Below are 25,756 nucleotides of genomic sequence, written 5' to 3'. Positions count from 1 at the left end.
ACGGCGTCAGAGCCGCCCGCGGACCGCGCGCTGGGATCAGTCGGGGGTGGTGCCGGGCTGCTTGCCGGGCAGCACGGAGACCCGCTCGGTGCCGGGCAGCAGCGCCCGGAGCACGGCGGCGTCCAGGCCGTCGGCGGTCACGCCCGTGAACGGGCCGTTGCCGCCGCCGGCGGTACCCGAGCCGTCACCACCGCACGAGCAGTGCACCGGCACCCCTGAAGGCGGTGCGAACGGCGTGCGCGTGGGGCCGGCCGGGTCGGAGAGCGGTGCGGTGCGGTCCTCGGCGGTCGACGCGTCGAACGACGGCGCCGGCGAGGACGCCCAGCTCTCGCTGAGCTTGCCGAACGGGCTCCGCACCACCGGGGTGCCGGTGGAGACCGGCACGGCGGTGGCTTCGGTGGCGGGCTCGGCGTGCCGGTTCACCGCGCGCCCCGAGAGGGACGAGGCGATGACCGACTCGGCCAGGTTCGGCTCGAACCTGGCCACGGTGTGGCCGAAGGTGCCGCGGATGTCCTCCGCGACGCGGCCGAGGTCGGGCACCTGCGGGTGCGGGCGCTCGGCCCGGACCTTCTCGTCGAGGTCGCGCACGGTCTCGCGGACCGGTGCGACGGCCTCGCCGACGGGGCTGACCGCCACCGCTTCGGTGACGGAGGTGACCGCGTCGGCGCCCTGCGCGGACGCCGTGGACGCGGACAGCGCCCAGACGGCGGCAGTGCCAGCCAGCGCGCCGCCGGCGACCAGCAGGGCACGGGAGAGCAGCCGCCGAACGCGGCTCACCCCCACACCCGATCGCTGGTCGGCCGACGACACCGCTGGTACCTCCACCTGAACGCTGGGGAATCGTCGGCGCGAGAGATCGAAGGTGATCAAGCCGACGCCGTCGAGCGTGCCAGCCCGCCGGGCCGGAGCGCACGCGTTCGCGGCCTGGTTCGCCGGATCGTGTGATCGACACTCCGTGTTGTCAGATCTGACTGTGCGTAGCCAACACTGGTCAGACGCGCTTGAGGACGCGGGCCGCGCCGGCCGCCGCCGTCGAGGCGAGGATCCAGCCGACGGCGATCAACGCGCTGGAGATCCACTGGGAAGCGCCGGAGAACTTCCACTTGCCGTCCTGTCCCAGGTCCACGATCGGGATCAGCAGGTCCACCGCGAGCAGCCACGGGTTCCAGGACGGCGACTCGTCGTCGTTGAGCTTGGGCATCTCGTGCCCGAGGAACCACAGCGCGCCCAGCAGCCAGAACGCCGCCAGCCACGCGATCGCCAGCCACGGCCGGTACCCGTAGCCCACGGTCCAGCGCTGGAGGAACCCCCACACCCGGCCCGCGTGGCCCAGCTCGGAGTAGCGGCGGTGCTGCTTCTCCAGCTGCACGTGCTGCGCCAGCTCCTCCTCGCCGCCGTCCCGGTACACCGCCGCGAGCTGCTCGTAGGGTCCGGGCGCGAAGTCCGGCTGCACCTCGCGCAGCCAGCGCAGCCGGGTGTGCACGTCCACCGGCGGGGTCGAGGAGATCGCGCTGAACGTGAAGTCCTCGACGTCCACGCCGCCGGTCGCCGCCCACAGGCCGGGCCCGTCCTGCACGGCGGTCGCGCTGACCCGGCGCAGCACCACGCGGCCGACCGGGATCACGTCCTCGGCCATCCGCAGCACGAGCTGGCTGACGGTGAGCCCGTAGGCGTTGAGGGCGATGTCGCTGCCCGGACCGCCCAGCCGGGCCCCGGTGAAGGTGGCCATCTTGCCGACCTCGGCCAGCCGGATGCGGACGCCGCCGGTCGCGGTGAACCCGTGGCTGCACAGGAGGTCCTTGCCGATGGTGGCGACCCGCGCGTCGAGCGAGGGCTTGACCCCGGCGCCGTCGGGGCGGCGGCGCGGCTGGACCAGCGTCGCGCCCGAGCAGTCCAGGGTGGAGCCGATCGCGGCGTTCTGCAGCCGCAGCGAGCCCTTGGCGTGCAGGTCGCGCAGGAACAGCGTGCCGCCGACGGTCAGCCGGTCGGCGAACAGGACGTCGATGCCCGGGCCGTGCAGCTGGACGCCGGACAGGCTCGCGCTGCCGCGGACGTGCGCGTCGACCAGGCGGACCTGGCCGTAGGCGCGCAGGGCGGACTCGCGCGAGCCGCCGCCGCGGAACCCGCCGTTGACCGCGCCGCGCGCTTCGAGGTCGCCGCGCACCTGGATGCCGTCGGCGTGCAGCGCGACGGGGACCCGGTCCACCACCTCGCGCGCCGAGAGTTCCTCCACCACGTCCTGCTGCCCGATCGCCGCGCCGGACAGCCGCAGGTACCCGCCGACCTCGGCGTTGGGCAGCCGCACCGTGCCGCTGGAGGTGAAGCCGTCGTCGAGTTCGACGTTGCCCTCGACGTGGATGCGGTCGGCGACCAGCGCGGCGGACTCGTCGGCGGTGCCGCGCGGGATCACCAGGACGGGCCGGTCCACCACGCCGGCCTTGAGGCGCGCGCCGGAGAAGACGACGTTGCCGCCGACCCGGGCCCCGTCGAGCAGGATGCGCCCGTCGGCGGTGAACCGCCCGCCCTCGGCGTCGCAGAACAGGTTGCCCGCGATGGTGATGCCGGAGCCGTCGAGGGCGTTCTGGCCGGGGTTGAGCAGCCGCGCGCCCCCGAGGTGCACCGACCCGCCGATGTTGGCCCCCCGCATCCGCACCTCGCCGCCGGCGCGCAGGGCGATGGCCTGGAGCGAGCCGGAGAGCCGGATGCGGGCGGCGAGCAGGGCGTGGTCCCCCTTGGCCTTGAGCACCGCGCCGGCGAGGCGGAACGTGCCGTCGACCGTGGCGTCGGTCAGGTCCACGACGCCGTCGCTGGTGAAGCCCGCTTCGAGGACGAGGTCGCTGCCGACCCGGAGGTTGCGCGCCCAGAGGCCGGGGACCTTGCAGCCGCGCATGCGCAGGCTGGTGAGGCGGGCCATGCGGAGGTCGGGGGTGTGGTCGAAGGTGCAGTCGACGAAGTCGACGATCTGGGTGACGGTCAGGCCTTCGAGCGCGAACGGCCCGGTGACGTGCGCGCCGACCAGGCGGAGGGCGGAGCCGGGGAGGGGTTCGACGAGGAGGGACGAGAGGAGTTCGCCGCGGACGGTGCGGTCGACCTTGGGCTTCTTGGCGTCGAACCGGACGCGACGGCCGACGGCGAAGGCGGCACGCAGGGACTCCTCGTCGGTCACGGCACCGATCCGATCATCCCGACGGTGCTGTTGGCCAGGCTTTGTGGCCTCCGGCCCCCGGTTCCATCGTCCCATGCGGGTACGACAGTGCGGGGTGGGCGGCTGGTTCCGGGGGTGGGGTGACCGGTGGAAGCTTCCGGTCGGCTGGGGTTGGAGGGGCGGCAGCCGGCGGGCGCGGGAGGGGGGCGCGGGCGGGCAGGCGGGCGCGCGGGGGGCGCGGGGCGGCGCGGCGCGGGGCGGCGCGGGGCGGCGCGGGGCGGCGCGGGGTGCGGGGCGCGGGCGGGGCGCGGGGCGGCGCGGGGGCGGGCGCGGCAGGGGGGCGAGTGGGCGAGTCCGGCGGGGTGCGGGGCGTGTGGGGGCTGTCTTGTTCGGGCGGGAGCCCCGCCATCCCGGGTGGCGGGGCTCCCTGGGGTCCTGCTTGAGCGAGTGCGGGCAGGTGGGGTCAGCCGATGAGGCCGTAGGTGTGCTGGAGCTGGTCGCCGTTGACGATGGTCACCGAGGACGGCTGGCTGCCGTCGACCATGCCGGGCTTGTCGTCCTTGGACTTCCTCGTGTCCTTCTTCTTGGTGTCGTCCTTCTTCTTCGTCTTCTTCTCGACCGGCGACGCGTAACCGGTGACCTGCGACTTCTTCGGGTCGATGGTGATCTTCGAGACCTTGTTCGTGCCCGCGCCGCTGTTGCCGGAGATCACCGTGATGCGGCCGGTCTTCTTGTCGACCTTCGTGACGATGCCGACGTGGTCGTTCTTGGTGGTGCCGTCGTTGAGCCGGTAGGTGACGGCGTCACCGGGCTTGACGTTCTTGACACCCGCGCCGTTCTTCCACGTCCCGTACTTCACGCCGTAGCTGCGGAAGCTGTTGGCCATGGACGTCGCGCCCTCGGTCTTCATGCCAGCCTTGTCCCAGACCCACTTGGTGAAGTCCGCGCACCACGCCTGGCACTTGCCGCCGGGGCTGTAGGCGTTGCAGTTGTCACCACCGGATTCGTGGTTGCGCTTCGGGTTGTTCAACTCCTTCTGCGCGATGTCCACGATCTTCTTGCGGGAGTCGTCGTCCGCGGGCTTGGTCGAGGCGGCGACCAGGTCCATCTCGACCGGGGCGGCCTGCGCGGACAGTCCCACCACGGCGATGCCGGCGGCTGCGGCGAGGCCGACGACGAGGCGCGCGGTGGTGGTCTTGAGCAGGGTCAATCGCAACGGGATCTCCTCCATCAGCAATGTGCGGGAACGATCAGGTAGGGGCCGCCACCGTCCGGGCCGACGTGCACGGCGTACGGCTCGGGCGTGGTGTGGTGGCTGTAGGGCTCGACGGTGCGCAGCTCGCGGAAGTCGTTGAGCTGGAAGTCGTCGGGCTGCGCGTGCTCGCGCTCGGGGACGATCGGCTCGGCGGGCATGGTGTGCAGGAGCCGGTCGGACGGCTCGGGGACGTAGGGCTGGTACGGCTGGTAGGGCTCGACGAACTCGGGCTCGGTGGGCTCCGCCTCGGTGGGGCGGGTGGCGGGCTCCACGGACGCGGACACCGCCGTGGCGGGCGGCTGCACGGGCGCGGGCGTCTCGGCCGGCGCGTCCGCCACCGGGAGGGCGCGGCCCGCCGGCTCCTGCGCGGCCGGCGCGGCGGGCTCCTCCGACGACGACTCCCCGGCAGGCTCACCGGCCGACTCGCCAACCGACTCGCCGGCCGACTCCCCGGCCGACGACTCCTCAGCCGGCGACTGGTCGGCCGGCGACTCCTCGGTAGGCGACTGGTCGGCCGGCGACTCCTCGCTAGGCGCGGGCTCCTCCGGCGCGGGCGTGCCGGACTCCTCCTCCGGCGCGGCCTCCGGCTCCTCCACCGGCACCTGGCCCACGGGGGCCTCCGCCACCGGAGGCTCCGCGACCGCCGACTCCCCGCCCTGCTGGTGGCCCAGCAGGAACGCCGCCACGACCGCCAGCGCGAACGCGGCGAACACCAGCAACGTCTTCGGCTCCATCCGCCCGGGCTTCTGACCCGACGACTCACCCGACGACCCATCCGACGGCTCACGCGCCGACTCACCCGACGAGGACGAGGGCGCGACCGCCGGGGCCGGCTTGCGGGACGTGGCCCGGGTGGGCGGCGGGGGTACTTGTCGGCGTGGCATCGGCACGGCCCTTCCTCGTCGGGATCGCTCGACACCGGACGCAATCCGTCCGAGCGGGTGTCCGACAAGCGCCCCGACCGGCCGGGACTGTCCCGGACGTCCGGGCACCCGGGGTGGGAGTTGGCCGCGTGTTCAGACTCGCGCGGCCCGTGCGCGGGCTACGGTGATCGTGTGAAGGGGAGCGATTCGGAAACCAGGGTGCCGCGCCTGCTGCGGGTCAGCGCCGCGCTGAGTTGGCGGTTCGTGGCGGTCGTCGCCGCGCTGTACGTCATCGGCGTGGTCGTCGGGTACCTGACGACCATCGTCATCCCGGCCGGGGTGGCGCTGCTGCTCGCGGCGCTGCTGTCGCCGGCGGTGGCGCAGTTGACGCGGATCGGCGTGCCCAAGGGCGTCGCCACCGGGCTGGTGCTGGTCGGCGGCATCGCCGTGGTCGGCGGGGTGCTCACCTTCGTCATCACCGAGTTCTCCAAGGGCCTGCCGGACCTGCAGAAGCAGGTCGGCGCGTCCCTCGACACGATCCGCGAGTGGCTGCGGGACGGGCCGGCGCACCTGACCGACGCCCAGCTCCAGCAGTACCTGGACCGGGTCGTGCAGACGGTCAAGGAGAACCAGGCCGAGATCACCTCCGGCGCGCTGACCACCGCCGCGACCGTCGGCGAGCTGCTCACCGGTCTGATCCTCGCCCTGTTCACGCTGATCTTCTTCCTGCACGACGGCGACGGCATCTGGCGGTTCCTGATCCGGGCCGTCCCGAACGACGTCCGGGACCGCGCCGACGTGGCGGGACGGCGCGGGTTCGCCTCCCTCGTCTCATACGTGCGCGCGACGGCGCTGGTGGCCGTGGTGGACGCGCTCGGCGTCGGCATCGGCCTGTGGATCGTGGGCGTCCCGCTGGTGGTGCCGCTGTCCGCGCTGGTCTTCCTGGGCGCGTTCATCCCGATCGTCGGCGCGGTGATCACCGGCGCGGTGGCCGTCCTGGTGGCGCTGGTCGCCAACGGGTGGGTCGCGGCGCTGATCGTGCTGGCCGTCCTGATCGGCGTGATGCAGCTGGAGTCGCACGTCCTCCAGCCGCTGCTGCTGGGCCGCGCGGTGAAGTTGCACCCGCTGGCCGTGGTCCTCGCGATCACCGCGGGCCTGGTCGTCGGCGGCATCGCCGGCGCGTTGCTGTCCGTGCCGCTGCTCGCGGTGCTCAACTCGGGCATCCGGTCGTTGCTGTCGGAGTCGGACAAGGCCGTCGAGCCCGAGCAGGTGGACGTCCACGAGCCGCAGGAGACCGGCCCGATCGACACCGGCGGTGAACGCGTCGAGGACCTCGACGGCAAGCCCTAGGCCATCTCCACCAGGTTCCGGCCGTACCCCTTCGCGGCGAGCAGCGCGGCGTCGGCGGCCACCAGCAGGTCCGGCAGCTCGTAGCCGTAGCGCTGGGTGGTCGCCACGCCGATGCTCACGGTCAGCCCGGTGAGCAGGTGCTCGCGGCCGTCCGTGCCGACCGTCGTCACCGCCAGGCCCGCCACGGCCAGCCGCACCCGCTGCGCCACGGACCGGGCGATGGCCGGCTCGGCGTCCGGCAGCAGCACCACGAACTCCTCGCCGCCGAAGCGTCCGACCAGGTCACCGCGCCGGACCGTCCCGGACAGCAGCAGGGCGATGGCGGACAGCGCCGCGTCCCCGGCCAGGTGGCCGACCTCGTCGTTGACCTTCTTGAAGTGGTCCAGGTCGAGCAGCATCACGGCCATCGGCCGGTTGCGGGCGCGGGCCTTGGCCAGCTCGTAGCGGGCGCGGCCGTCCCAGTGCACGGCGTTGGCCAGGCCGGTCTTGGCGTCCCGCTGCGCCGACCGCCGCCACTGCGGCAGCTGGGCGGCGCGTTCCAGCAGCGCCATCGGGGCCGCCGCCATCAGCGCGTGCACGGGGGTCGCCGTCGCGACGAACCCCATCAGACCGCCGATGCTCACCGCGACGATCCCCAGGACGGCGTCGATCGGTTCGCCGACGACCTCCTCGGCGGGCGCCTGCGGGCTGCGCAGCTTCAACCCGAGCGCGATGATCCCGGCCCGCAGGATCAGCAGGACGGCCGCGCCGAGCACCATGACCAGCAGCTCGCGGTTCGGACTCATCCACCCCAGCAGCGCCCGGGTGGCGAACACCGAGATGGCGGTCGCGGACAGCGTGAACACCCAGCGGTGCGACTCGGGGCGTTGCGCCAGCACGCCGTGCAGTGCGGGTCCGAACAGCAGCAGGACCAGCAGGTTGCACGGCAGCGCGATCAGGCCGGCGGTCAGGTAGGTCAGGTGCGCGGCCCACGGGTTGCGCTCCGACTCGCCCATCCGGTGGCTGTGGATCGAGCTGCCGATGATCACCGCGCCCGCGGTGCCGGCGATCGCGCCGAACCGGGCGACGGCCTCCGCGTCGGGCGTGGGCGAGGCGGCGATGACGTACACGACCACCACGAGCGCGAGCACGTCGACGGCCAGCCAGTAGGCCAGGGCGGAGCGCCGCAGCGTCCACAGTGGCCAGTCGCGCACGTCCACCCCACCCCTCGCGCCAGGAGTCGAATCGCGCGGTGTCCCCCGAGAGTCACACCCAGTAATGCGGGCAAGCCTTCCACACCCGCCGGTCGCGGAACAGACGGCCACCTGGGGGTTAGCTGCGCCACTCCGACACGGCAAAATCAGCGGTGAAGGGAGCACACCGTGCACACAGAGCCGGGCCGGACGGGTCCATCGGTGACCGGAGACCCGGTCGCGCACCTCTGGCGGGGAACCGTCGCACTACGGATCGTGACGTTCCTGTTCGCGCTGGGCAACGCCGCGGTGCACCACAGGGGCTACGAACGGCCGTGGCTCGCGTGGGCCGCGATCGGCGCCATGGCCGCGTGGACGGTGGTCACCAGCTTCGCCTACAGCCGGGAGGCCGGCCGCCGGCCGTGGCTGGTGTCGGTCGACCTGGGCCTGGCGTGCGCGCTGATGTCGCTGTCCCCGCTGATCATGACCGACTACCAGTTCCTGTCGAACGTCCCGCTGATCACCACCATCTGGGCGTCCGCGCCGCCGGTCGCGGCGGGCGCGCTGGGCGGGTCGGTCGCGGGCGCGCTGTCGGGCCTGGTGGTCGGGCTGTTCACGTACCTGAGCCGGGGCGTGCTGAGCGTGGACCTCGTGCGGGACGTCGTGCTGCTGTCCGGCGCGGGCCTGGTCGTGGGCATGGCGTCCACGACGGCGCGCAAGTCGGCCGTGCGGCTGGAGCAGGCGTTGCGCACCGAGGCGGCCACGGCGGAACGCGAGCGTCTCGCACGGTCCATCCACGACGGTGTCCTCCAGGTGCTGGCCCGGGTGCGCAAGCGCGGCCTGGAGTTGGGCGGCGAGGCGGCGGAACTGGCCGAGCTGGCGGGCGAGCAGGAGATCGCGCTGCGGTCCCTGGTGGCCGCCGCGCCCACCGAGTCCACTGTGGATGGCGACGCGGACCTGCGGCCGGGGCTGCAACTGCTGGCCACGCCGCGGGTGCAGGTGTCCACTCCGGCCACCCAGGTGATGCTGCCGGCCGCGACGGCGGCCGAGCTGACCGCGGTGGTCCGCGAGGCGCTGTCCAACGTGGACAAGCACGCGCCCGGCGCGAAGGCGTGGGTGCTGCTGGAGGACCTGGGCGACGAGGTGGTGCTCAGCGTGCGCGACGACGGTCCCGGCATCCCCGAGGGGAGGCTGGCGTCGGCCGAGGCGGAGGGGCGGATGGGCGTGGCGAAGTCCATCCGGGGCCGGGTCGAGGCGCTGCGTGGGACGCTGGAGCTGCAGACCGGCCCGGGGGAGGGCACTGAGTGGGAGGTGCGGGTCTACCGATGAGCGTGTCCGTGATGGTGGTCGACGACCACCCGATCTGGCGGGACGGGGTCGCGCGCGACCTCGCCGAGCGCGGGTTCGACGTGGTCGCCACGGCCGGTGACGCGGCGTCCGCGGTGCGCATCGCCCGCGCCGTGCGGCCGGACGTGGTGCTGATGGACCTCAACCTGGGCGAGTCGACCGGGGTCGAGGCCACCACGATGATCACCGGGTCGCTGACCGGGACGCGGGTCCTGGTGCTGTCGGCCAGCGGCGAGCACGACGACGTCCTGGAGGCGGTGAAGGCGGGCGCGTCGGGCTACCTGGTGAAGTCCGCGTCGGCCGAGGAGCTGGTGGAGGCGGTCAACCGCACCGCCGCCGGCGACGCCGTGTTCACCGCGGGCCTGGCGGGCCTGGTGCTCGGCGAGTACCGGCGCATGGCCGCCACGCCGGACGAGGACAAGCCGCAGCTGACCGACCGCGAGACGGAGGTGCTGCGGCTGGTCGCGAAGGGGCTGACCGCCCGGCAGATCGCGACCCGCCTGGTCATCTCGCACCGCACCGTGGAGAACCACGTGCAGTCGACGCTGCGCAAGCTCCAACTGCACAACCGGGTCGAGCTGGCCCGGTACGCCATCGAGCACGGCCTGGACGTCGAACCGGAGGGGACATGACCGATCCGAGGCAGTGGCGGGTGTCCGACGCCGAGCGCGAGCACGTCGTCGGCGTCCTGCAGAAGGCGATCGGGCGCGGCCTGATCACCCTGGACGAGTTCACCGAGCGCACCGACACGGCGCTGGCCGCGAAGACCCGGGAGCAGCTCAACGGGGTGCTGCTCGACCTCAGCGGCGTCGTGCACGCCGACCAGACCCGCGTGGTGGCGTCGGTCGAGCCGCTGGAGCTGAAGTCCACCATGTCGTCGGTGCGCCGCAAGGGCCAGTGGACGGTGCCGAAGACCGTCGTCGTGCGCAACCGGATGGGCTCGACGGAGCTGGACTTCCGGGAGGCGTCGATCCTGAGCCCGGTGGTCGAGGTCGAGCTGGACGTGCTGGCCGGGTCGGTGAAGCTGGTGCTGCCCGACGACGCGACGGTGAGCACCGAAGGGGTGGACCTGGCGGCGTCGTCGCTCAAGGACAAGGTGGGCGGCACCGGCGGCCGGCCGCACTTCGTCCTGCGCGGCCACGTGACGGCGGGCTCGGTGGAGGTCAAGCGCAAGAAGAACTGGCTGCGCGGCGTCTGACGCCCCGTCGTGCGGGACCCGGCGGGGCCGGCCAGGATCGGGGCATGCGCTGTCTCGTGACCGGTGCGACCGGGTACCTCGGTGGGCGGCTCGTGCCGCGGCTGCTCGACGAGGGGCACGAGGTCCGGTGCCTGGTGCGCGACCCGGGGAAGCTGCGGGACGTGCCCTGGGCCGACCGGGTCGAGGTGGTGCGCGGGGACGTCCTCCGGGACCTCGGGGCCGCGGTCGACGGGGTGGACGTCCTCTACTACCTGGTCCACTCGCTGCACCACCAGGACTTCGCCGACGCGGACCGGAAGGCCGCCGAGAACACCGCGCGCGCCGCCGAGGCCGCCGGGGTGCGCCGGATCGTCTACCTGGGCGGCCTGCACCCGCCGGACGCCGACCTCTCGCCGCACCTCGCCTCGCGAAAGGAGGTCGGGGACGTCTTCCTGCGCTCGCGCGTGCCCGCCGTGGTGCTCCAGGCCGCGGTGGTGATCGGGTCCGGGTCGGCCAGCTTCGAGATGCTGCGCTACCTGACCGAGCGGCTGCCGGTGATGGTGACGCCCCGGTGGGTGCACAACCGGGTCCAGCCGATCGCCGTGCGGGACGTGCTGCGCTACCTGGTCGCGTGCGTGGACCTGCCGGACGGGATCAACCGGACGTTCGACATCGGCGGCCCGGAGGTCCTGACCTACCTGGACATGATGCTGCGCTACGCGCGGGTCGCCGGGCTGCGCCCGCGCCGGGTGCTGCCGGTGCCGGTGCTGACGCCGAAGCTGTCCGCCCACTGGGTGAACCTGGTGACGCCCGTGCCCCGCTCGATCGCCGCGCCGCTGATCGAGTCGCTGGTGCACGAGGTGGTGTGCCGGGAGCACGACATCGAGGCGCTGGTCCCCGGCCCGACCACCGGGTACGACCAGGCCGTGCGGCTCGCGCTCACCCGCGTCCGGGACGGCGCGGTGGAGACCCGCTGGTCGGGCGCGTCGACACCGGGCGCGCCCTCCGACCCGCTGCCCAGCGACCCGGACTGGTCGGGCGGCTCGTCCTACGTCGACGTGCGCGAACGCCGGACGCACGCCTCCCCGGAGCGCCTGTGGGCGGTGGTGGAGGGCATCGGCGGCGAGCACGGCTGGTACTCGTTCCCGCTGGCCTGGGCGGTGCGGGGGTGGCTGGACCGGCTGGTCGGCGGGGTCGGGCTGCGGCGCGGGCGGCGGGACCCGAAGCGGCTGCACGTCGGCGAGGCGCTGGACTGGTGGCGGGTCGAGGAGGTCGAGCGGGGCCGGCTGCTGCGGCTGCGCGCGGAGATGCGGGTGCCGGGTCGCGCGTGGCTGGAGCTCCGGGTGGCGGAGGCCGACGACGGCGGGTCCATTTACCGGCAGCGCGCGGTGTTCGTGCCGCGCGGCCTCGCCGGGCACGTCTACTGGTGGCTGGTGTGGCCGTTCCACGGGGTGGTGTTCGCGGGCATGGCGCGCAACATCGCCAGTGAAGCGGAGCTTACAAGCGAGTTCAGAAAGTCCTGATGGACTGCACAAGCAGGACGGGAGCACACTGCCGGCATGAAGGCTCTGGTCAAGGCGACCGCCGGGCCGGGACTGTCGCTGACCGACGTCCCCGACCCGACCCCCGGCTCCACCGACGTGGTCGTCCGGGTGCTGCGCACCGGCATCTGCGGCACCGACCTGCACATCGACTCCTGGGACGAGTGGGCCGCCCACAACATCAACGCGCCCCTCGTGCTCGGCCACGAGTTCGTCGGCGAGGTCGTCGAGACGGGGTCCGCGGTGACCGGGGTGCAGGTCGGCGACCTGGTCAGCGGCGAGGGCCACCTGGTGTGCGGGACGTGCCGCAACTGCAAGGCGGGCCGCCGGCACCTGTGCGCCAACACGCGCGGCCTCGGCGTGCACAGCGACGGCGCGTTCGCCCAGTACGTGGTGCTGCCCGAGCAGAACGCGTGGGTGCACCGCGCCCCCGTGGACCTGGACGTGGCGGCGATCTTCGACCCGTTCGGCAACGCCGTGCACACCGCGCTGTCCTTCCCGGTGATCGGCGAGGACGTGCTGATCACCGGCGCGGGCCCGATCGGCATCATGGCGGCGGCCGTCGCCAAGCACGCGGGCGCGCGCAACGTCGTGATCACCGACGTCAGCGAGCACCGGTTGGACATCGCCCGCAAGGTGGGCGTCGACCTCGCGCTGGACGTGACCAAGCAGTCCATCGCCGACGCGCAGGCCGAACTGGGCATGACCGAGGGCTTCGACGTCGGCATGGAGATGTCCGGCAAGCCGGTCGCCCTCCAGGACATGATCGGCAACATGGCGCACGGCGGCCGGATCGCCATCCTGGGCCTGCCCGCCGAGGAGTTCGCCGTGGACTGGAGCAGCGTCGTGCTCAAGATGCTGCACATCAAGGGCATCTACGGCCGCGAGATGTTCGAGACCTGGTACTCGATGTCCGTGCTGCTCCAGCGCGGCCTCGACCTCACCCCGGTGATCACGCACCGGTTCGACTACACCGAGCACGCCGAGGCCTTCGCCACCGCCCGCCAGGGCAAGTGCGGCAAGGTCATCCTCGACTGGACGGGAGCCCACTGATGTACGGCGCGATGCGCGACGACCTGCGTTCCGGCCTCGACGAGATCCGCGCGGCGGGCCTCTACAAGGCGGAACGGGTGATCGGCACACCGCAGAACGCCGCCGTCCGGGTGGGCGCGGGCGACGAGGTGCTGAACTTCTGCGCCAACAACTACCTGGGCCTCGCCGACCACCCCAAGCTGATCGCGGCGGCCAAGGACGCCCTGGACCGGTGGGGCTTCGGCATGGCGTCCGTCCGGTTCATCTGCGGCACCCAGGAACCGCACAAGGAGCTGGAGAAGCGGCTGTCGGAGTTCCTCGGCACCGAGGACACCATCCTCTACAGCTCGTGCTTCGACGCCAACGGCGGCCTGTTCGAAACGCTGCTCGGCGCGGACGACGCGATCATCTCCGACGAGCTGAACCACGCGTCGATCATCGACGGCGTCCGCCTGTCCAAGGCGCGCCGGTACCGCTACAAGAACCGCGACATGGACGACCTGGAGCGGCAGCTCAAGGACTCCGCCGACGCGCGCTACCGGCTGATCGCCACCGACGGCGTGTTCTCGATGGACGGCTACCTCGCGCCGCTGGACGAGATCTGCGACCTGGCCGACCGGTACGACGCGCTGGTCATGGTGGACGACTCGCACGCCGTCGGCTTCACCGGCCCGACCGGGCGCGGCACGCCGGAGCTGTTCGGCGTGCGGGACCGGGTGGACATCGTCACCGGCACGCTCGGCAAGGCGCTGGGCGGCGCGAGCGGCGGCTACACGTCCGGGCGCGCGGAGATCGTGGAGATGCTGCGGCAGCGCTCCCGGCCGTACCTGTTCTCCAACTCGCTGGCCCCGTCGATCACCGCCGCCGCGATCGCCGCGCTGGACCTGCTCAGCTCGTCCGGCGAGCTGCTGGAGCGGCTGCGCGCGAACACCGCGCTGTTCCGGTCGCGGATGACCGAGGCGGGCTTCGACCTGCTGCCCGGCGAGCACCCGATCATCCCGGTGATGATCGGCGACGCGGCGGAGGCGTCCCGGATGGCCGACCTGCTGCTGGAACAGGGCATCTACGTGATCGGCTTCTCCTACCCGGTGGTGCCGCACGGCAAGGCCCGCATCCGCACCCAGATGTCGGCCGCGCACTCGACCGACGACGTGAACCGGGCGGTGGACGCCTTCATCGCCGCGCGCGAGGTCATGCGGCAGTCGGCGTAACCCGTTGGAGCGAATCGCGTAACGCGGACCGCGGTCGCGCCTACCTCCTCTGTGACAGGGGAGGTGGGCATGACCAACGGTTGGCGGCAGTCCTCGCGGGTCGAGGGCGAGGGGAACAACGTCTTCCAGGCCGGGAAGGACGTGCGCGTCCGGCACATCGGCGACCGGACGAACAAGTTCAGCTTCAGGGGGCTGGGGATGCCCGTGCTCGTGGTCGCCTTGGTGGCGGGCGGCGGGTTCGGCGCGTACAAGATCGTCCAGGGGGCGGGCGCGAACCCGTCCGACGCCGTGGGGACGTGGAGTTCGGCCCCGTCGGGCAGTGCGGCGGACCTGCCGTCGACGCTCACCGTCGGCCCGGACGGCGCGTTCGACCTGCGGATGAAGGTCGTGTTCAACCTCGGGCAGGCCGGTGACCAGGTCCTGCCCGAGGTGGAGGTCAACTGCTCGGGGGTGGTCGAGGCGAACGGCGAGCAGTTGCTGTTCACCACGACGTCCGGGCCGTGCGGGGAGATGCCGGCGCGGGTGAAGGCCGACCGGCTGACCCTCGACGTCTCCTCCGACCAGGGCAAGCAGACGATGACCCTGGTGAAGACAATGACCGGGTGATCGATCCCCGACGGCTGCGCGTGCTGCGGGCGCTCGCCGACCACGGCACGGTGACCGCGGCGGCGCAGGCGTTGCACCTGACGCCGTCCGCCGTCTCGCAGCAACTGGCCGCCTTGGAGTCCGAGGTCGGGCAGGAGTTGCTGCGCCGGCGCGGGCGGCGGGTGTCGCTGACGTCCGCGGGCGAGTTGCTGGTGGGGCACGCGAACGCCGTCGCCGCCGAGCTGGAGCGCGCCCAGGCGACCCTGGCCGGGTTGTCGTCCGGCGCCGCCGGGCGGGTCGAGGTGGGCAGCTTCGCGTCGGCGATCACGCAGGTCGTGGCGCCGGCGCTGGCCCGGCTGCGGGTGTCCGCGCCCGGCGTGGTGGTGCGGGTGCGGGACGTGGAGGGGCACGCGAGCGTGCCGCTGCTGCTCGACGGCGAGATCGACCTGGCGATCACCGAGGAGTACCGGCCGCGCCGCGACGACGGCCGGCTCACCCGGTTCCCGCTCTACACCGAGCCGTTCGACGTGGTGCTGCCGCCCGACCACCGGCTGGCCGCGCGGCCGGAGGTGGACCTGCGGGAGCTGGCCGAGGACGACTGGGTGGCGACGCTGCCCGGCAACCCGGTGCGGGACGTGGTGGAGCTGGCGTGCGGGGACGCGGGGTTCGCGCCCCGGATCGTGCACACGTCCGACGACTTCAGCGCGGTCGGGGCGCTGGTCCGCGCCGGCGCCGGGGTGGCCCTGGTGCCGCGGCACGCGCTGCGCGGCGTCCCGGTCCGCGGCACCGCGCCGCTGCGCCGGGTGTTCGCCGCGGTGCGCAAGGGCAGTGAGGACCACCCGCTGATCCGGGCGGTCCTCGACGCGGCCCGCTAGTCGCGTCCCGCTAGTGCGGCGCGCGGGCGGCGAGCTTGGCGGAGGCCGGGTCGTGGGCGCCCAGCGCGCCGCGCGCCGCCAGTTGGCACAGGTCGAAGCTGGTGGAGGCCAGTTTCGCGCCGACGCCGGCCAGCGCCGTGTGGTTCATCGACAGGCTCGTCACGCCCAGCCCGGTGAGCACGCACGCCAGCAGCGGGTCGGCGGCGGCCTCACCGCACACGCCGACCGGCTTGCCCAGCTCGGTGCCGGCGTCGCCGACCAGCTTGACCAGGCGCAACAGGCCGGGCTGCCACGGGTCGTTCAACGTGGCGACCGCGCCCACCTGGCGGTCGGCGGCGAAGGTGTACTGGGCGAGGTCGTTGGTGCCCAGGGACACGAAGTCGACCACGGCCAGGATCTCGCGGGCGGTCAGCGCGGCGGCCGGGATCTCGATCATCACGCCGACCCGCTCGATGCCGGCCTTGCGGGCGCGGTCGACGAACCACGCGGCCTCGGCGGCGGTCGCGACCATCGGGGCCATCACGGACACGTCCGCGCCGCTGTCCTTGGCGGCCAGCGCGATGGCCTCCAGCTGCCGGTCCAGCACCTCGGGCCGGTCGAACGCCACGCGCAGACCGCGCACGCCCAGCGCCGGGTTGGGCTCCGGGTCGGGTTCGAGGAACGCGAGCGGCTTGTCCGCGCCGGCGTCCAGCGTGCGGACGACGACCGGCTTGCCGGCGAACGGCGCGAGCACGGCGGCGTAGGCCGCGCGCTGGTCCTCGACGGTCGGCTCCTGCGTCGAGGACAGGAAGCAGAACTCGGTGCGGAACAGGCCCACGCCCTCCGCGCCGGCGGCTGCGGCGGCGACCGCGTCGGCGGGGGAGCCGACGTTGCCCAGCACCTTCACCCGGTGCCCGTCGCGCAGGACGCCCACACCGTTCCACTCGACCTTGCCGGCGACGTGCGCGGCGCGGACCGTGCCGTCGGAGGGCTGCACGACGCCGGTGTCGCCGTCCACGAGCAGGGCGGCGGCGGAGGAGGCGAGGACGCCGCGGCACGCGACGACGGCCGGGATGCCCAGCGAGCGCGCGAGGATCGCGGTGTGCGAGGTGGGCCCGCCCTCCTCGGTGACCAGGGCGAGGACCTTGGCGGGGTCGAGGCCGGCGGTGTCGGCGGGGGCGAGGTCGCGGGCGACCAGGACGCTGGGCGAGGTCAGTTCGGGGACCCCGGGCGGGGCGACGCCGAGCAGTTCGGCGACCAGGCGGTCGCGGACGTCCTGCACGTCGCGGGCACGTTCGGCCATGTACCCGCCGGCGGCTTCCAAAGCGGTGATGAACCCGGCGGCGGCCTGGTGGACGGCGCGCGCGGCGGGGAGCCGGCGTTCGGCGACGAGTTTTTCGGCCTGACCGAGGAGGGCGGGGTCGGCGGCCATCGCGGCGGTGGTCTCCAGCACGGACTTCGCGTCCCCGGTCGCCTGGGCGGCGCGGGCGAAGAGCCGTTCGGCGACGACGTCCGCCGCGGGCCGGATGCGCGCGGCCTCGGCGGCGAGATCGGAGGGCACGGGCTCGGCCGGTGGCTCCCCCAACGGCTCGGCCACCCGCACCACAGGCCCGGAAGCCCGCCCGGAACTGACACCGACACCGCTCAGCCGCGCGCTCGACATGGTCTAGACCATACCCTTCGGGTAGCAGGGACGTGAACCAGCCAACGCCACTACCCGCGAGTCCGCTACCGCAGGAAACCAGGACTTGACCGGCGGCGATCGATCGCAGCACGTCTCCGGGCCGGCCGAACGCCGCCGTGGGGGTGCGGCGGCGCGCTCGGGCGGTGCGGCGGGGTGCTCGGGCAGGGCGGCGGCGCGCTGGGGCAGGGCGGCGGGGTGGCGGCTGGGGCGGCTGGGGCGGCCGGCGGGCACGGGCGGCGGCGGGCACGGGCGGCGGGCACGGGCGGCGGCGGGCACGGGCGGCGGGCACGGGCGGCGGCGGGCACGGGCGGCGGGCACGGGCGGCGGCGGGCACGGGCGGCGGCGGCCGGGGGGGCAGCGGCGGTCGGGGCCAGCGGCGGCAGTCGGGGGCCGGGTGGCGGACGACCCCACGGCGGGGCAGCGCCGTGGGGTCGTGGGGTGCGCCGATCGGTCCGCCGCGGGAGGTGGGGCGGACGGCTGGGCGCGGGTTTTGTCGTGCCCGCGTGGGAGGATTGGCCCCAGGGGGCGTTCGGGGCCGGGTGTCGTACCCCTGTGGCAGGATTGAAGTCGGGGGCTGCTCAGAACGGCACGCCGCAGCGCAGCAGCACGTTCGCGTACGGGGTCGCCTCGCCGGTCCGCACCACCAACCGCGCGCCGGCCGTTCTCGCCTTCAGGTCCTCGTGGCTGATCCGGTCGATCAGCGGCAGGCGGTCCGCCAGGGCCCGCGCGCACGCCGGGTTGCGGTCGTCCAGCTCGGTCGCCACCACCGCGCGCTCGACCACCAGCTCGGCCAGCAACCCGTCGACCACCTGCAGGAAGCCCGGCACGCCGAACGTGAACGCCAGGTCCACCACCGCGGGCCCCGGCGGGATCGGCAGGCCGCAGTCCGCCACGACCACCTCGTCCGTGTGACCGAGCCGGGCCAGTTCCGCGTTCAGCGTCGCGTGCAGGATGCCCGACCGCTTCACGCGAGCACCTCGTCCGCCCGCGGGTACGACGGCTGCGCGCCCGCCCTGGTCACCGACGTCGCCGCCACCCGGGTGGCGAAGCGGGCGGCCTGGACGAGCGAGTCGCCGCGGGACAGCCCGAACGCGAGGGCGCCGGCGAACGCGTCCCCGGCGCCGGTCGTGTCGACCACGTCCACCGCGGGCGCGGGGACCTCGACGACCCCCTCCGGCGTCACGACGGCGGCACCCCGCCCACCCAGCGTCACGACCGCCGACCGCGGCCCCAGCGCCAGCAACCCCTCGAAGGAGTCCGCCAACGCGAGCGCCTCGTGCTCGTTCACGATCAACGGGTCGAGCAGCGCCAACGCCTCCGGCGACACAGCCGTCACCGGCGACAGGTTGAGCACGCACCGCACCCCGTGCCCGGCGGCCACGGCGACAGCGTGCTCCACAGTGGACAGCGGTACCTCAAGCGAGCACACCAGCACCGAGACGCCGTCCCACGACAGCGCGTCCACATCGGACGCCGACACGTCCGAGTTCGCCCCCGGGGCCACGACGATGGAGTTCTCCCCGTCCGGCGTCACGGTGATGTACGCGATCCCGGTCGGCCGGTCCGAGGTGCGCACCGACTCGACGCGCACCCCGGCCGACACCAGGGACTCCCGCAGCAGCGAGCCGTACTGGTCCGCGCCCACCGCGCCCACCAGCGCGACGTCGCACCCGAGCCGACCGGCGGCGACGGCCGTGTTGGCGCCCTTGCCGCCCGGCATCACCACCGTGTCACCGCCCAGGACCGTCTCGCCGCCCGCCGGACGGCGCTCCACCGCCACGACGAGGTCCGCGTTGGCCGAGCCCAGCACCAGTACGCCCACCGCTCGACTCACTTCTTGAACTCGGCGACGTTCTTCTTCGTCACGACCTTGACCTCCACGTCGACGACCTCCTGGACCGCCTCGCCGCGCGCCGCCTTCACCGCCTGCTCGACGGCCTTGCGCCCGAGCACCTCGGGCTGCTGCGCGATGGTCGCGGCCATTGTGCCGTCCTCGACCGCCTTCAGGCCGTCCGGCGTGCCGTCGAACCCGACCACGGCGACGTCCTTGCCCGCCCGGTCGCCCAGCGCCTTGATGGCGCCCAGCGCCATCTCGTCGTTGTCCGCGAACACGCCCTTGATGGCCGGGTTGGCCTGCAACAGGTTCGTCATCACGTCCAGGCCCTTGGCGCGGTTGAAGTCCGCGGGCTGGCTCGCCACGACCTTGATGCCGCCGGAGTTCAGGCCCTGCTCGAAGCCCTGGCCGCGGTCGCGGGCGGCCGACGCGCCGGGGATGCCCTGCAGGTGCACGACGTCGCCGCTGACCGCGCGGCCCAGCTCGATCGCCGCGAGGGTGCCGCCCTGGACGTTGTCCGACGCGACCTCGGAGACGACCTTGCCCTCGTCCACCGACCGGTCCACCGCGACCAGCGGGATGTTCGCGTTCTCCGCGGCCTTCGCGGCGGGCGCGGCCTGCTTGGAGTCGACCGGGTTGATGATGATCGCCTTGACGCCCTGGGTGGTGAGCGTCTGCACCTGGTTGACCTGGTTGGTGGCGTCGTTCTGGGCGTCCACGACGGTCAGCTTCACGCCCAGTTCGGCGGCGGCCTTCTCGGCGCCTCCCTTCAGGGCCACGAAGTAGGGGTTGTCCAGGGTGGAGATCGCCAGGCCGACGGTGATGTCGCCACCGCCACCTGCCGACGCCCCCGAACCGCACGCGGTCAGCGCCGCCAGGGCGACGGCTGACAGCGCGGCGACACCGCGGAACTTCATCTTCGTCATTCCTTTCATCGGGTACGGCGGCGAAGCGTGTCGAGCAGGACGGCCAGCGCGATGACCGCGCCGATCACGACCTGCTGCCAGAACGGGGACACCTGCAACTGGTTGAGGCCGTTGCGCAGCACGGCCAGCACGAGCGCGCCGACCAGCGTGCCGGTGGCGCGGCCGACGCCGCCGGACAGCGACGCGCCGCCGATCACCACGGCCGCGATCGCGTCCAGCTCGTAGCCCACGGCCGCCTGCGGGCCCGCGGAGGACAGCCGGCCGGCCAGCAACATGCCCGCGACGGCCGCGAACAGGCCGGACAGCGCGTAGATCACGAGCTTCTGGCGGCGCACGTCGATGCCGGACAGGCGCGCGGCCTCCTCGTTGCCGCCGATCGCGTACATCGCGCGGCCGGAGTACGTGCGGGACAGCACGAACCCGGTGACGCCGAAGAACACCAGCATCACCAGCAACGGCACCGGCAGGAACGGGGTCAGGTTGGACCCGAGGAAGCTCACGACGTCGGGCGTGGTGGTCGGGCTGCCCTGCGACACCACCAGGGTGAGGCCGCGGGCGACGCTGAGCATGGCCAGGGTCGCGATGAACGCGGGCAGCTTCCCGTAGGACACCAGCGCGCCGTTGACCAGGCCCGCGACCACGCCGGTGGCCAGGCCGAGCAGGAGCGCCACCGGTCCGGGCAGGCCCGCCTCGGCCGACGACCACGCGCCGACCATCGCCGACAGCGCCGCGACGCTGCCCACGGACAGGTCGATGCCGCCGGACACGATGACGAACGTCGAGCCGAACGCGAGCACCGCGACCACGGCCGCCTGCACGCCCACGTTGAGCAGGTTCTGGGTGCTCAGGAACGACGGCGCGAGCAGCGACAGCGCCACCACCAGCACCAGCAGGCCCGCGAGCGCGCCGTTGTCGGACAGCACCCTGAGGTTCTTGCGACTGGCCACCGTTGTCATGCCGGGAACTCCTGAACCGCCAACGCCATCACCTTGTCCTGGGTCGTGCCGCCGGGCAGCTCGCCCGCGACGCGGCCGTGCGCCATCACGACGACCCGGTCGCTCATCCCGATCACCTCGGGCAGGTCGGAGGACACGAGCACGACCGCGCGCCCGGCCGCCGTCATCCGGTTGACCAGCTCGTAGATCTCGACCTTCGCGCCCACGTCCACGCCGCGGGTCGGCTCGTCGAGCACCAGCACGCGCGGGTCGGCGAGCAGCCACTTGCCGATGACGACCTTCTGCTGGTTGCCGCCGGACAGCTCGCGCACCGGCTGCCCGAGCCCGGACGCCTTGACCCGCAGCGACTTCGCCATCTCGGCGGCCCGTTCGCGCTGGCCGCGCCGGTCCACCAGGCCCGCCCGGGTGCTCGCCTTCAGGGTGACCAGGCCGAGGTTGTCGGCGACGGTCGAGGTCAGCACCAGGCCCTGGCCCTTGCGGTCCTCCGGGACCAGCCCGAGGCCGGCGCGCACCGCCGCCCGCACGTCGTGCGCGGGCACCTTCCGCCCGGCGACCTCGACGGTTCCGGAGTCGTAGGGGTCCACGCCGAACGCCGCGCGCACCACCTCGGTCCGGCCCGCGCCGACCAGGCCCGCGACCCCCACGACCTCCCCCGCGCGGACGTGGAAGGACACGTCCCGGAACGCGCCGCGCCGGGTCAGGCCCTCGACCTTGAACAGCACTTCGCCCGGTTCGGTGCGGCGGCGGGGGTACTGCTCGTCGATGGTGCGGCCGACCATCAGCTCGATCATGTGCTCGACGGTGGCCGTGCCGGGCAGGGTGCCGACGCTGCGGCCGTCGCGCAGGACGGTGATGCGGTCGGCGACGCGGCGGATCTCGTCCAGGTGGTGGGTGATGAACACCAGGCCGACGCCCTGCGCGCGCAGCTCGGACATGATGCCGAGCAGGCGGTCGGTCTCGGTGTCGGTGAGCACGGCGGTCGGCTCGTCCAGGACCAGGAGCTGGGCGTTCAGGCTCAGCGCTCGGGCGATCTCGACCATCTGCTGCTGAGCGATGCCGAGGTCTGCGACCGGTGTGGTCGGGTCTACGGCCAAGCCGACGCGGTCCAGGAGCGCTCCAGCGTCCTGTCGCATTCGCGCTTTGTCGACAATTCCGAACCGCCGGGGCGGGCGGCCGAGGAACAGGTTCTCGGCGACCGAGAGCTGGGGGACCAGGGTGAGTTCCTGGTGGATCACGGCCAGGCTGCCGTGCCGCTCGACGGTGCCCTGGTCCGGCGCGTGGACACCGGCGAGCACCTTCACCAGCGTGGACTTGCCCGCGCCGTTCTCGCCGAGCAGGACGTGCACCTCGCCGGGGCGGACGTCGAAGTCCACGCCGTCCAGCGCGCGCACGCCGGTGAAGCTCTTGCCGATGTTCCGGGCCTCAAGCAGCACCGGTCGCCTCCCCGCAGGAACCCCGCACCACCAGGCGCGCGGTGAGCTGGACGTCGGCCGGCTGCTCGCCCGCGACCAGCGCCAGCAGGCTGCGGGCCGCCGCGTGGCCCATCTCGACGGTGGGCTGGGCGATGACCGTGATCGGCGGGTCGAGCAGCGGGAACCACGGTTGGTCGTCGTAGACGGCGAGGCCCACGTCGGCCGGGACGGTGAGGCCGCGGCGGCGCAGCTCCTCCAGCGCGCCCAGGCCCATCAGGTTGTCCATCGCGACCAGGGCCGTCGGGCGGTCCGGCGCGTCGAGCAGTTCGGCCGCCGCGCGGGCGCCGCTGTCCCGGCGGAAGTCGCCGTGCACGACCCGCAGGTCCAGGCCGCCGCGCGCGAACTGCTCCAGGCGTTCCCGGCCGGTGCTCGTGTCCGGCGGGCCCGCGATCACGCCGACCCGCTGGTGACCCGCGGCCCTCAGCGCTTCGGCGAGGTCGGCAAGCGCTTGCGCGCCGTCCGCGCGGACCACCGGGCACGTCGCGTCCGGCACCGTGCGGTCCAACAGGACCAGCGGGACGCCGCGCTGCTCGACCTCGGCCAGCCAGGACGGGTCGTCGGTCGCCGGGCACACCAGCAGGCCGTCCACGCGGCGGTCGAGCAGCGTGCGGACGTAGGTGAGCAGCTGGTCGGCGGACTCGTCGGCGTTGGCGACGATCACGCAGTACCCGTGGGCGCGCGCCTCCTCCTCGACCGCGCGGGCGATCTCGGCGAAGAACGGGTTGACCAGGTCGCTGATCACCAGGCCCAGGGTCTTGGTGGAGGTGGTGCGCAGGGAGCGGGCCAGCGCGTTGGGGCGGTAGCCGAGTTCTTCGACGGCGGCGAGGACGCGGGTGCGGGTCTCGGGCGTCGGGGCGGCGTGGCCGTTGAGGACGCGGGACACGGTCGCGGTCGAGACGCCGGCGTGCTGCGCGACGTCCTTGATCGTGGTCACGCTCCGCACCCCCTCGAACACGTGGTATCGATTACAGGGGTGCAGTTAATCGGTTACACAGGGGTCGCTGTCAAGTTTCACGATTCAGCGGCGTGACCTGTTCGGTACGCGGGAGTGAGTAGAGGTACGGATCCGGATACGCGGGCGGGGCGCGACCCTGGTCACATGACTGGACAGGACCCCCTGATACGGCTGGCGGACGAACTCGGCCACCTCGGGCGACGCCTGGAGGCCGTGGGCGCGGAACTCCGCAACGTCACGCTGACACGGGCGACCGAGGCGGCTGCCGCACCCGCGGCGCAGGCGTTCGCGCCGCCGCAGCCCCACTGGCCGGGCTGGAGCGCGCCCGACCTCCCAGTCACCGCTCCCGGGACGACCACCGCAGCCGAGCCACCACCGCCGCCCGCCGCGCCACAACAGCCGCCGGCCGCCGCACAGACGCCGCCGGCCGGCCCAGTCGCGCCGCCGATGCCGCCCGCCACGCCGCAGGTCGCCGCCTCGGCCGCCGCGCAGGTGCCGCCGGCCGGCCCAGTCGCGCCGCCGATGCCGCCGCCCGTGCCGCGGTTCCCGCTGCCGGCCGCGCCCCCACCCCCTCCGCCGTGGGGTGGCCACCCGCTGCCGCCCGTGCCGCCCCGCCCCTCCCTGTTCGACCGGCTCAGCCAACCCGGCGCGGGCAGCAAGCTGCTGGCCTGGGTCGGCGGCGCGGTCACCCTCCTCGGGGTCGTCCTCCTCCTCGTGCTCGCCGTCCAGCGCGGCTACCTCGGCCCCGTCCCGCGCGTGGTCGGCGGCGCGCTGCTCGGCTCCGCGCTCGTCGCCATCGCCCTGCGCATGCACCGCAGCGAGCACTCGCGCTCGGGCGCGTTCGCCGTCGCCGCCACCGGGTTCGCCGTCCTCTACCTGGACGTCGTCGCCGCCACCTCGATCTACGGCTACCTGCCCGAGGGCGCCGGCCTCGCCGCCGGGCTCCTGATCGCCGCCGCCGGCCTGCTGCTCGCGATGCGGTGGAACTCCGCCCTGTTCGCGTCCGGCGTCGTGGGCGCGTGCGCGGTGTGCGCGCCGGTCCTCACCGACGGGTTCACGCCGTTGCTGGTCGGGTTCCTGCTGGTCCTGAAGATCGCCGCCAGTCCCGTGCACCTGCGCAAGGACTGGCCGTCGCTCGCCGTCACCGCGGGCGTCCCGCCGCTGCTGGCCACCCTCCTGGTCATCGGCCACACCCGCGACGCCCGCACCCTCGCCGGACTCGCCCTGCTCGCCGCGCTGGTCGGCGTGGCCGCCGCCGTCGTCACCGTCCGGGTCCGGCCGGACGACGTGGCCGCGCTGGGGCTCGCCGTCGGCTCGCCGCTGCCCGCCCTGCTCACGACCGTGGTGCTGGACAAGACGTGGGGCGCGGGGCTCGCGGGAGCCGTCGCGGTCGTCCTGCTCGGGCTGTGGGTGGTGGGCCGGCGTGCCCTGCCCTCCGCGTTCACCGCCAGCGTCGGCGCGGTCGGGGTGCTGGCGCTGTTCGTGTCGACCGCCCTCGCGCTGGACGGCAGCGCCCGCGCCGGCGTGGTGCTCGGCGAGGCGCTGGTGCTGGCCGTGCTCGCCGAACGGCTCCGGTCGCGCGGGTCGCTGCTCGGGTCGACCGCCTTCGCCGGCATCGGCCTGGTCATGACCGTGGCCGACGCGGTCCCGCTGGAATGGCTGCTCGACGAACCGTGGCACCCGATCACGCGCGGCGACCTGGTGACCGGGTTGCTCGCCGCGCTCGTCCTGGCGTTGACCGCGATCGCGCTGCCGTGGGCGGCGGTGCGGCTGGGCGTCCTGGGCCGGCACCCGCTGCCGTGGATCACGGTCGGCCTGGTCGTGCTGTACGCGACGGCCGGGGTGGTGCTGTGCTCCGCCCTGCTGGTGTCGCAGGACGAAGCCGGGTTCCTGTTCGGCCACTCCGTCGTCACGGTCTCGTGGACGGTCGCCGCCCTGGTGCTGCTGGTGCGGGGCATCGACGTGCGGTCGCTGCGGGTCGCCGGGCTGGTCCTGGTCGGCTCGGCGGTGGCCAAGCTGCTGCTGTTCGACCTGGCCGCGCTGGACGGCATCGCCCGCGTCCTTGCGTTCATCGGCGCAGGGCTGGTGCTCCTGACGGCGGGCACGCGCTACGCCAAGCTGGTGGCAACGCGACGAATTTCCGCTAATTAGGTCCAGTCGGGATCCAAAACCGAGCGCGGTGCGTCAACCTGGTGTAGTTCTACGTCGTCGGGGAACGACCACCGGTGCAGCGCACCGGCAGGGGCCCGGCGTCGGTCGTTTCGCCCCCCGAGCGACCGGCGCCGGGCACACCAACGCCGCGTGCTGCCGCCCGCCCCGCCGTCGCGGGCGGCAGTTCACTCGCACCGGCGAAGAAATCACTCGTCGGTAGGAGTCGAGTGGAACGGCGGGGGCGGC

Annotated in this window: 22 protein-coding genes; 10 read left to right on the top strand and 12 right to left on the bottom strand. The window is 73.7% G+C overall.

Features of this window, described 5'->3' with window-relative positions; all coding sequences use genetic code 11:
* Positions 1-36 precede the first annotated feature (36 nt).
* From ABD126_RS11980 to ABD126_RS11965, 4 genes are all read right to left on the bottom strand, one after another.
* The gene (locus tag ABD126_RS11980) at positions 37-777 is read right to left on the bottom strand and encodes a hypothetical protein (protein WP_343933840.1); all 741 of its coding nucleotides are present in this window, start codon (positions 775-777) and stop codon (positions 37-39) included.
* A 214-nt stretch (positions 778-991) separates the two neighbouring features.
* The gene (locus tag ABD126_RS11975; protein ID WP_343933839.1) at positions 992-3,166 is read right to left on the bottom strand and encodes a hypothetical protein; all 2,175 of its coding nucleotides are present in this window, start codon (positions 3,164-3,166) and stop codon (positions 992-994) included.
* A 442-nt stretch (positions 3,167-3,608) separates the two neighbouring features.
* Positions 3,609-4,361 carry a CHAP domain-containing protein gene (locus ABD126_RS11970; RefSeq protein ID WP_343933838.1) on the bottom strand — a complete coding sequence of 251 codons (753 nt, stop codon included), beginning with the start codon at positions 4,359-4,361 and terminating at the stop codon, positions 3,609-3,611.
* A 14-nt stretch (positions 4,362-4,375) separates the two neighbouring features.
* Positions 4,376-5,134 (bottom strand): hypothetical protein, encoded by a 759-nt coding sequence (locus ABD126_RS11965; protein WP_343933837.1) that lies wholly within the window; start codon positions 5,132-5,134, stop codon positions 4,376-4,378.
* 321 nt (positions 5,135-5,455) lie between these two features.
* Between ABD126_RS11965 and ABD126_RS11960 the strand changes: the two genes are divergently transcribed.
* Positions 5,456-6,613, top strand: coding sequence for an AI-2E family transporter (locus tag ABD126_RS11960; RefSeq protein WP_343933836.1), 1,158 nt, complete (start codon positions 5,456-5,458; stop codon positions 6,611-6,613).
* On the opposite strand, the gene ABD126_RS11955 is transcribed toward ABD126_RS11960, so the two are convergent.
* Positions 6,610-7,806, bottom strand: a complete 1,197-nt coding sequence (locus ABD126_RS11955) for a GGDEF domain-containing protein (protein WP_343933835.1) — start codon at positions 7,804-7,806, stop codon at positions 6,610-6,612. The two genes, ABD126_RS11960 and ABD126_RS11955, sit on opposite strands and share 4 nt — an antisense overlap.
* A gap of 168 nt (positions 7,807-7,974) precedes the next feature.
* On the opposite strand from ABD126_RS11955, the gene macS reads away from it, so the two are divergent.
* The 8 genes from macS to ABD126_RS11915 all read left to right on the top strand — a co-directional run bounded on the left by macS (position 7,975) and on the right by ABD126_RS11915 (position 15,553).
* Entirely contained in the window at positions 7,975-9,114 is a 1,140-nt protein-coding gene (macS, locus tag ABD126_RS11950; protein ID WP_343933834.1) for a MacS family sensor histidine kinase, read from the top strand.
* Positions 9,111-9,764 (top strand): response regulator, encoded by a 654-nt coding sequence (locus tag ABD126_RS11945; protein ID WP_343933833.1) that lies wholly within the window; start codon positions 9,111-9,113, stop codon positions 9,762-9,764. The genes macS and ABD126_RS11945 overlap by 4 nt, the downstream gene beginning before the upstream one ends.
* Entirely contained in the window at positions 9,761-10,330 is a 570-nt protein-coding gene (locus ABD126_RS11940) for a DUF1707 SHOCT-like domain-containing protein (protein WP_343933832.1), read from the top strand. The genes ABD126_RS11945 and ABD126_RS11940 overlap by 4 nt, the downstream gene beginning before the upstream one ends.
* 44 nt (positions 10,331-10,374) lie before the next feature.
* Positions 10,375-11,832, top strand: coding sequence for an SDR family oxidoreductase (locus tag ABD126_RS11935; protein ID WP_343933831.1), 1,458 nt, complete (start codon positions 10,375-10,377; stop codon positions 11,830-11,832).
* A gap of 36 nt (positions 11,833-11,868) precedes the next feature.
* Positions 11,869-12,903 (top strand): L-threonine 3-dehydrogenase, encoded by a 1,035-nt coding sequence (gene tdh, locus ABD126_RS11930; RefSeq protein WP_343933830.1) that lies wholly within the window; start codon positions 11,869-11,871, stop codon positions 12,901-12,903.
* Complete coding sequence (locus tag ABD126_RS11925; protein ID WP_343933829.1) at positions 12,903-14,093, top strand: glycine C-acetyltransferase; 1,191 nt, start codon at positions 12,903-12,905, stop codon at positions 14,091-14,093. The genes tdh and ABD126_RS11925 overlap by 1 nt, the downstream gene beginning before the upstream one ends.
* A gap of 69 nt (positions 14,094-14,162) precedes the next feature.
* Positions 14,163-14,699, top strand: coding sequence for a hypothetical protein (locus tag ABD126_RS11920; protein WP_343933828.1), 537 nt, complete (start codon positions 14,163-14,165; stop codon positions 14,697-14,699).
* Positions 14,696-15,553, top strand: a complete 858-nt coding sequence (locus ABD126_RS11915; RefSeq protein WP_343933827.1) for a LysR family transcriptional regulator — start codon at positions 14,696-14,698, stop codon at positions 15,551-15,553. The genes ABD126_RS11920 and ABD126_RS11915 overlap by 4 nt, the downstream gene beginning before the upstream one ends.
* Before the next feature lie 10 nt (positions 15,554-15,563).
* Here ABD126_RS11915 and ptsP read toward each other — a convergent pair whose 3' ends face one another.
* From ptsP to ABD126_RS11880, 7 genes are all read right to left on the bottom strand, one after another.
* Positions 15,564-17,195 carry a phosphoenolpyruvate--protein phosphotransferase gene (gene ptsP, locus ABD126_RS11910; RefSeq protein ID WP_343933826.1) on the bottom strand — a complete coding sequence of 544 codons (1,632 nt, stop codon included), beginning with the start codon at positions 17,193-17,195 and terminating at the stop codon, positions 15,564-15,566.
* Between the two features lie 599 nt (positions 17,196-17,794).
* Positions 17,795-18,184 (bottom strand): D-ribose pyranase, encoded by a 390-nt coding sequence (gene rbsD, locus ABD126_RS11905; protein WP_343933825.1) that lies wholly within the window; start codon positions 18,182-18,184, stop codon positions 17,795-17,797.
* Positions 18,181-19,038, bottom strand: coding sequence for a ribokinase (locus tag ABD126_RS11900; protein WP_343933824.1), 858 nt, complete (start codon positions 19,036-19,038; stop codon positions 18,181-18,183). Before ABD126_RS11900 ends, rbsD begins: the two co-directional genes overlap by 4 nt.
* Positions 19,039-19,046: 8 nt before the next feature.
* On the bottom strand, positions 19,047-19,967 hold the full coding sequence (locus tag ABD126_RS11895) for a substrate-binding domain-containing protein (protein WP_343933823.1): 921 nt from the start codon (positions 19,965-19,967) through the stop codon (positions 19,047-19,049).
* A 14-nt stretch (positions 19,968-19,981) separates the two neighbouring features.
* Positions 19,982-20,932, bottom strand: coding sequence for an ABC transporter permease (locus ABD126_RS11890; protein WP_343933822.1), 951 nt, complete (start codon positions 20,930-20,932; stop codon positions 19,982-19,984).
* A complete protein-coding gene (locus tag ABD126_RS11885) occupies positions 20,929-22,365 on the bottom strand; it encodes a sugar ABC transporter ATP-binding protein (RefSeq protein ID WP_343933821.1) in 1,437 nt (478 codons plus the stop codon). Before ABD126_RS11885 ends, ABD126_RS11890 begins: the two co-directional genes overlap by 4 nt.
* Entirely contained in the window at positions 22,355-23,338 is a 984-nt protein-coding gene (locus ABD126_RS11880; protein ID WP_343933820.1) for a LacI family DNA-binding transcriptional regulator, read from the bottom strand. The genes ABD126_RS11885 and ABD126_RS11880 overlap by 11 nt, the downstream gene beginning before the upstream one ends.
* Before the next feature lie 165 nt (positions 23,339-23,503).
* On the opposite strand from ABD126_RS11880, the gene ABD126_RS11875 reads away from it, so the two are divergent.
* A complete protein-coding gene (locus ABD126_RS11875; RefSeq protein ID WP_343933819.1) occupies positions 23,504-25,510 on the top strand; it encodes a DUF2339 domain-containing protein in 2,007 nt (668 codons plus the stop codon).
* The last annotated feature ends 246 nt before the right edge of the window (positions 25,511-25,756 follow it).

It is taken from the genome of Saccharothrix mutabilis subsp. mutabilis, assembly GCF_039521145.1.
Lineage (GTDB): Bacteria > Actinomycetota > Actinomycetes > Mycobacteriales > Pseudonocardiaceae > Actinosynnema > Actinosynnema mutabilis.
The sequence above is the reverse complement of the archived record's forward strand: the minus strand, read 5'-3'. Positions and strand labels throughout refer to the sequence as shown.

Excerpts from the sequence above, each read along its gene's own strand:
- ptsP (WP_343933826.1), bottom strand. The coding sequence starts at position 17,195 with ATGTCGAGCGCGCGGCTGAGCGGTGTCGGTGTCAGTTCCGGGCGGGCT.
- ABD126_RS11940 (WP_343933832.1), top strand. The coding sequence starts at position 9,761 with ATGACCGATCCGAGGCAGTGGCGGGTGTCCGACGCCGAGCGCGAGCAC.
- ABD126_RS11945 (WP_343933833.1), top strand. The coding sequence starts at position 9,111 with ATGAGCGTGTCCGTGATGGTGGTCGACGACCACCCGATCTGGCGGGAC.
- ABD126_RS11965 (WP_343933837.1), bottom strand. The coding sequence starts at position 5,134 with ATGGAGCCGAAGACGTTGCTGGTGTTCGCCGCGTTCGCGCTGGCGGTC.
- ABD126_RS11890 (WP_343933822.1), bottom strand. The coding sequence starts at position 20,932 with ATGACAACGGTGGCCAGTCGCAAGAACCTCAGGGTGCTGTCCGACAAC.
- ABD126_RS11920 (WP_343933828.1), top strand. The coding sequence starts at position 14,163 with ATGACCAACGGTTGGCGGCAGTCCTCGCGGGTCGAGGGCGAGGGGAAC.
- ABD126_RS11895 (WP_343933823.1), bottom strand. The coding sequence starts at position 19,967 with ATGAAGTTCCGCGGTGTCGCCGCGCTGTCAGCCGTCGCCCTGGCGGCG.
- ABD126_RS11935 (WP_343933831.1), top strand. The coding sequence starts at position 10,375 with ATGCGCTGTCTCGTGACCGGTGCGACCGGGTACCTCGGTGGGCGGCTC.
- ABD126_RS11875 (WP_343933819.1), top strand. The coding sequence starts at position 23,504 with ATGACTGGACAGGACCCCCTGATACGGCTGGCGGACGAACTCGGCCAC.
- tdh (WP_343933830.1), top strand. The coding sequence starts at position 11,869 with ATGAAGGCTCTGGTCAAGGCGACCGCCGGGCCGGGACTGTCGCTGACC.
- ABD126_RS11925 (WP_343933829.1), top strand. The coding sequence starts at position 12,903 with ATGTACGGCGCGATGCGCGACGACCTGCGTTCCGGCCTCGACGAGATC.